Raw genomic sequence first — 4,477 nt, 5'->3', positions numbered from 1 at the left:
TAACATTCGAATTCATGGGACACTAGGCTATTTAACTCCAGTGGAATTCAAGCAACAGACCTTATAATTTTTGTCCAGTTTAGTGTTGACATACCTGGGTTATTTTTCATAATTGAAAACAATTCAATAATATATTCCAAACCCGAGGAAGCATACGAAACAACCACTTCTTTATATGATGTAGTCGCCGATGTTAGAGCACCTGATAGAACTGTAAGAATCACTCCAGCTACTGTTGATTTAAACACAAAACCTAAAGCAGTTGCACCTAGACCAATAATGCTAGCTCTAAAATTTGCCGTATTAAGCTGACCTCGCCAATACCTTACAGTATTATTTTGAGCAATTATCATATTTTCTAATGTAGACTTTGAGACTGTAATTGTTCTAACGTATTCAGATGTTGTGAAAGACATAGTATAACCTCCAGTATGTTAATTTTTGTGTTAGCTGCTAACACTCCATAAAGGGGGTAATGATCTCTTTTTAACAACCTAGAAAAATTTTTTCCTAAAATCAAATACCAAACTTAATTAAAGCAACACCTATTATCATGTAAACCTTGGTTTCCCCCTATATTTTCTCTAAAAAAATTATCGCTTTCCTCCTATTATCCCACTAAAAAATACGATTTCCCCAGTAAATTAATCGAAAATTCCCTAACAATTTTAATCAAATGTATAAGTTGATTTTGTTTCAAGAAAAGTCCTTTATATAAATAAAAAACATGTAGGAATAGACCAATTTTACTTTTAGGTTTCCCTTCCATAGAACATGTTTTCACTAATGTAAAGGAGTTGGTTTTTATGATTCAAAACCGATTGCTAAAAAACTTCTTGAAAAACGCAGAAATAAAAGAGTTGTATCAAAGTTATTTAGAAAAGCCTACTGCTCGCAAAAAAGAATTGATTGAAAAGTTGTTTAAAATTCATGGTCGAAAGATTCAACTACTTAGTTATTTTTCACAAACTTTAATTTTTGAATCTCAAAAATTTGATAAAAAAATTCGCCAAAACAGTAAATTGAATCAATTGATATTAGATAAAAACGTCGATGGAGGGAGCAAATTGCTTGATTTAATTCCAGATGAACAAAACCTCCATGATTTTGAATTCTCCACTCCTGTTGAATCTTGTAAATTAGAAATAATTTTTGAAGATAAACAACTGTACGAAATCGTTTCTAGATTAAGTGCAAAACAAAAAGAGATTTTGTACTTACTTTTTGTGAAGGATTGGACTGAAGGGGAATTGGCTTTGGCGCTTGGTGTTTCGATACAAGCTATCAATAAGATCAAAAATCAAGCGTTACGAAAAATTAAAAAAGAGTATGAATTGGCAAAGCAGAATATTAAAGATAAGAATTAAACTACAAGTCTATAGAAGGTTTTTAGATTAAAAACTCCCACAAGTGGTTGATAAATCGCTTTAAATTTCCCTTTTAAAAGTGTTAGGTTGGCCAACTTTAACACTTTTTTATTAAATTTTAAGGAGGAATTCAATATGGCGATTATTAGTTCTCGAAGAGGTGCTTCTTCTATAATTACTGTAACACCTGCAACATTATTAAAAATGGAGCATGCATTACTTACTGGGGCATCACATTTAGAATCTAAATATCCAGAGCATATAATGGCGGATGCTTACTATCTTACTAGTCCAGAAGTTTTAAATATCGTCTTTGGCGAGACTTCTGCTAAAACAGTTGCCAATCGTACCGCTCTAATTTATTCAGACGGAATGAATGGTGTAAAAGAAGACCTGATAAACAGGGCTAAAAATGGTGCAAGACAAATGAGCGCTATCCATAGAAAAGCAATTAATAGTGGGTATAAGAATATCACACTAACAATAACTTACTATGTAGCGTTTAACCTTCATACTAGCAGAACAGTTTTAAAGTACATCGTTGATGCAACAGAAAAACTTAATTAATTTCTCAACATAAAAAACCTGCCTATAATTGGCAGGTTTTTATGTTTGAGTTACATCCTTTAAAGCTTCAAAAAAATCCTCTCCATTAAGAATGGTATAGTAATAAAGATATTCTTTTACACTTCCCGTTGAGTCATCATAATCTAGAAAACGTATTTGTTTTTCATTTTCAAATACATACAATGTATATTCTTTATTCAATGTAATATCTATAAGATACGCAGTTTTTTCTAATGATGTGAAACCTTTGATTTGTTTAAGTTGTAATTTATTTATTTCATTGATAATTCGCTTTTTCTGATCTACATTTTCTATTTTGATTGTAGGAAAAGGTTCTTGCAATGTTGCTACCACTGCTCCAATATACAAAGTTGCATTTTCATCACCAAAGTTAGCATCTTTCATAATATCAGACACAGTATAAACTTTTTCAGCTTCCGCCTTAAGAGCAGCTTCTCTTGTTTTATTTTCATAAATATCTAATCCCATTAAAGCAATACTGACTAAAACTACAGAAATGACTATGAAAATTGTACGTTTCCGCATAGAGTTCCTCCTCATTTTTATTTTTTAAAAATTATATCAAATTTCATATATTTTCACTCTATTTAACTTAAAATTCTCGTAAATTCATCCTTTTACTCTATTGATAAAAAAGTATGTTTTTATTATTAAATCAAAACATACCTCTAACTGCTTCGTTAATTCGTTAAAGAAAGGACCAGAAATAATTTATTCAGCTGTTCCAGATAACCCCAAAGAAATAGGGGGACTTTGGCCATTTTTAAAAAGTGAATTTGTGAACGTTGGACGTTCCTATGATAGTTGGCAAAATAACTAGAAAAAAGACCGTTTTAACGGTCTTTTTGTGCTAGAGTTTGTTTTTCTATGTTAATTTTAATCATTTTTTGAAAGATTATTTACTCGCCATTTATAAAAAACTTTCAGCAAATAATCACTAATCACAAATATTGTTACAAATATACTACTTATTGAGATAGTTAAATAAATGCTATCGTTAAATGTAGATTTACTATCAGACATTACCAAGCTAAATAATAAAGAATAGGTCAAAGCACAAAGTAAATGCTTAATACACATGACATAGATATTCATAATTTTACTATAATGTTCAATCAGTATAGATACCAATATGGCTACAAGCATTGCAGGCCCAGTAAATATAGTACTATAAATACCATATGATATGCTGTAAGAAGAGCCAATAAATAGCGGAATAATAAATATCCCGATTACTAGTGTAACGACTGCTGCAATTATTTTGTTTCTCAACATCTTTATTCACAACCTTTAATCATTTTTAATATTTTAAAATGGCCAAAGTTATACGATTTGATCGAGAATATGCGTAAACTAGCTATATTAAACCATATAATACATAGTATGTCGTTGCGCTACTACTTCCTGCAAAAAATCTCTTATACTTGACTTCTATTATATTTTAATACAAAAATTATCATGTATAAATTACTTTTAATGACTTATATTTTATTTCCAATTTGTATTTGGTCCATTACTTCAATATCACATTTCCTATAAAAGAATATATAAATAAAGGCTATGCTAAATCTTTCAAACCTGTAGCACAGCCTTTTCTAACTTATATTTTACAATTCAATATGGAAATCTGTTCGCTTTGGGTGTGGAACACTCTCTAAATGGAAGTTAGGCAGCTTAAAATTAACTTGAGAGTTTGATACTTTTAATTGTAAGTTTGTACATAGTGGACGATTTGGTTTTGCTGTTCCCTTCTACAAAAATTGTTTCACAATTCTCTATATTTCCGTCAATTCTCTTTTTCTGTTTGCGTATTTTTTTCTTTATCCAAAAGTTCAAAGAAGGAAGGGAGTTGCTTAAATCCTTTTCTCTTTATCGTTGATAACACTATTAAGATTAGTTCTTGCTCTAAATCCTTTTGATTTTGCTTATTAGTTTGCCTTAACACAGCTTTAATTTTTGGTGTCAACAGTTCAATAACTTCTTGTTCAAATCTGCCATCCACCACTATCACCTCAAATATATTTATGATATTTTTTTCGATCCTTTACCGCTAAAGCACAACATCAATTTATATGTTCGCCCCCCTCCCTCTGCTCTTTTTGCAATAATAACTGCACTGCTTGCGTGTTATTATTGACTGCTTCTGTCAATAAGGCTAGGGATTTATCAAATTTCCAAAAAACCATAAGAAACGCTACTATCGGAAAACCAACATTACTAATAAAATTCATTAATATAGATTGATCCATATTAATACCTCCTTTGTTCATAAAGGGGACTTAACATGTATTTTATCAACCTATAATATTTATACATAACATTTTTAAAAGAAGGACAAATTTGTTAGTAAATTTTAATTAGAATCACCTTCACCTCAAGTATCTTTATTTACACCACACCAACTCCTGGTCTATCAACATATAAAATCTGAATCGGCTACACTAAGTTGGACATAAAAAATAAGGGCTAGTACACTTAGACTACCAACTTAAAGGAGCGTGCTACTATGTCACGTCAACGTC

Annotated in this window: 7 protein-coding genes; 3 read left to right on the top strand and 4 right to left on the bottom strand. The window is 30.5% G+C overall.

What is annotated here, in order from left to right:
* Positions 1-4 precede the first annotated feature (4 nt).
* Positions 5-67: a hypothetical protein gene (locus tag ACQKNX_RS25605; RefSeq protein ID WP_416493008.1), complete on the top strand. Its 63-nt coding sequence runs from the start codon at positions 5-7 to the stop codon at positions 65-67.
* Here the strand turns inward: ACQKNX_RS25605 and ACQKNX_RS25600 are convergent.
* The gene (locus ACQKNX_RS25600; protein ID WP_427431341.1) at positions 48-416 is read right to left on the bottom strand and encodes a hypothetical protein; all 369 of its coding nucleotides are present in this window, start codon (positions 414-416) and stop codon (positions 48-50) included. The two genes, ACQKNX_RS25605 and ACQKNX_RS25600, sit on opposite strands and share 20 nt — an antisense overlap.
* Positions 417-806: 390 nt before the next feature.
* Here ACQKNX_RS25600 and ACQKNX_RS25595 point away from each other — a divergent pair, with 390 nt between their 5' ends.
* Complete coding sequence (locus tag ACQKNX_RS25595) at positions 807-1,367, top strand: sigma factor-like helix-turn-helix DNA-binding protein (protein ID WP_427431340.1); 561 nt, start codon at positions 807-809, stop codon at positions 1,365-1,367.
* 135 nt (positions 1,368-1,502) lie between these two features.
* Positions 1,503-1,934 (top strand): hypothetical protein, encoded by a 432-nt coding sequence (locus ACQKNX_RS25590; protein WP_427431339.1) that lies wholly within the window; start codon positions 1,503-1,505, stop codon positions 1,932-1,934.
* Positions 1,935-1,973: 39 nt separating this feature from the next.
* On the opposite strand, the gene ACQKNX_RS25585 is transcribed toward ACQKNX_RS25590, so the two are convergent.
* The 3 genes from ACQKNX_RS25585 to ACQKNX_RS25575 form a co-directional block, all read right to left on the bottom strand.
* On the bottom strand, positions 1,974-2,480 hold the full coding sequence (locus ACQKNX_RS25585) for a hypothetical protein (RefSeq protein WP_427431338.1): 507 nt from the start codon (positions 2,478-2,480) through the stop codon (positions 1,974-1,976).
* A 1,261-nt stretch (positions 2,481-3,741) separates the two neighbouring features.
* Complete coding sequence (locus ACQKNX_RS25580) at positions 3,742-3,957, bottom strand: hypothetical protein (protein ID WP_427431337.1); 216 nt, start codon at positions 3,955-3,957, stop codon at positions 3,742-3,744.
* A gap of 61 nt (positions 3,958-4,018) precedes the next feature.
* Positions 4,019-4,204, bottom strand: a complete 186-nt coding sequence (locus tag ACQKNX_RS25575; protein ID WP_427431336.1) for a hypothetical protein — start codon at positions 4,202-4,204, stop codon at positions 4,019-4,021.
* Positions 4,205-4,477: the final 273 nt, after the last annotated feature.

This window comes from Lysinibacillus sp. NPDC093712, from assembly GCF_050280025.1.
Classification (GTDB): Bacteria; Bacillota; Bacilli; order Bacillales_A; family Planococcaceae; genus Lysinibacillus.
Note: the sequence above shows the minus strand (reverse complement) of the source record. Positions and strands in the feature narration are given on the sequence as shown.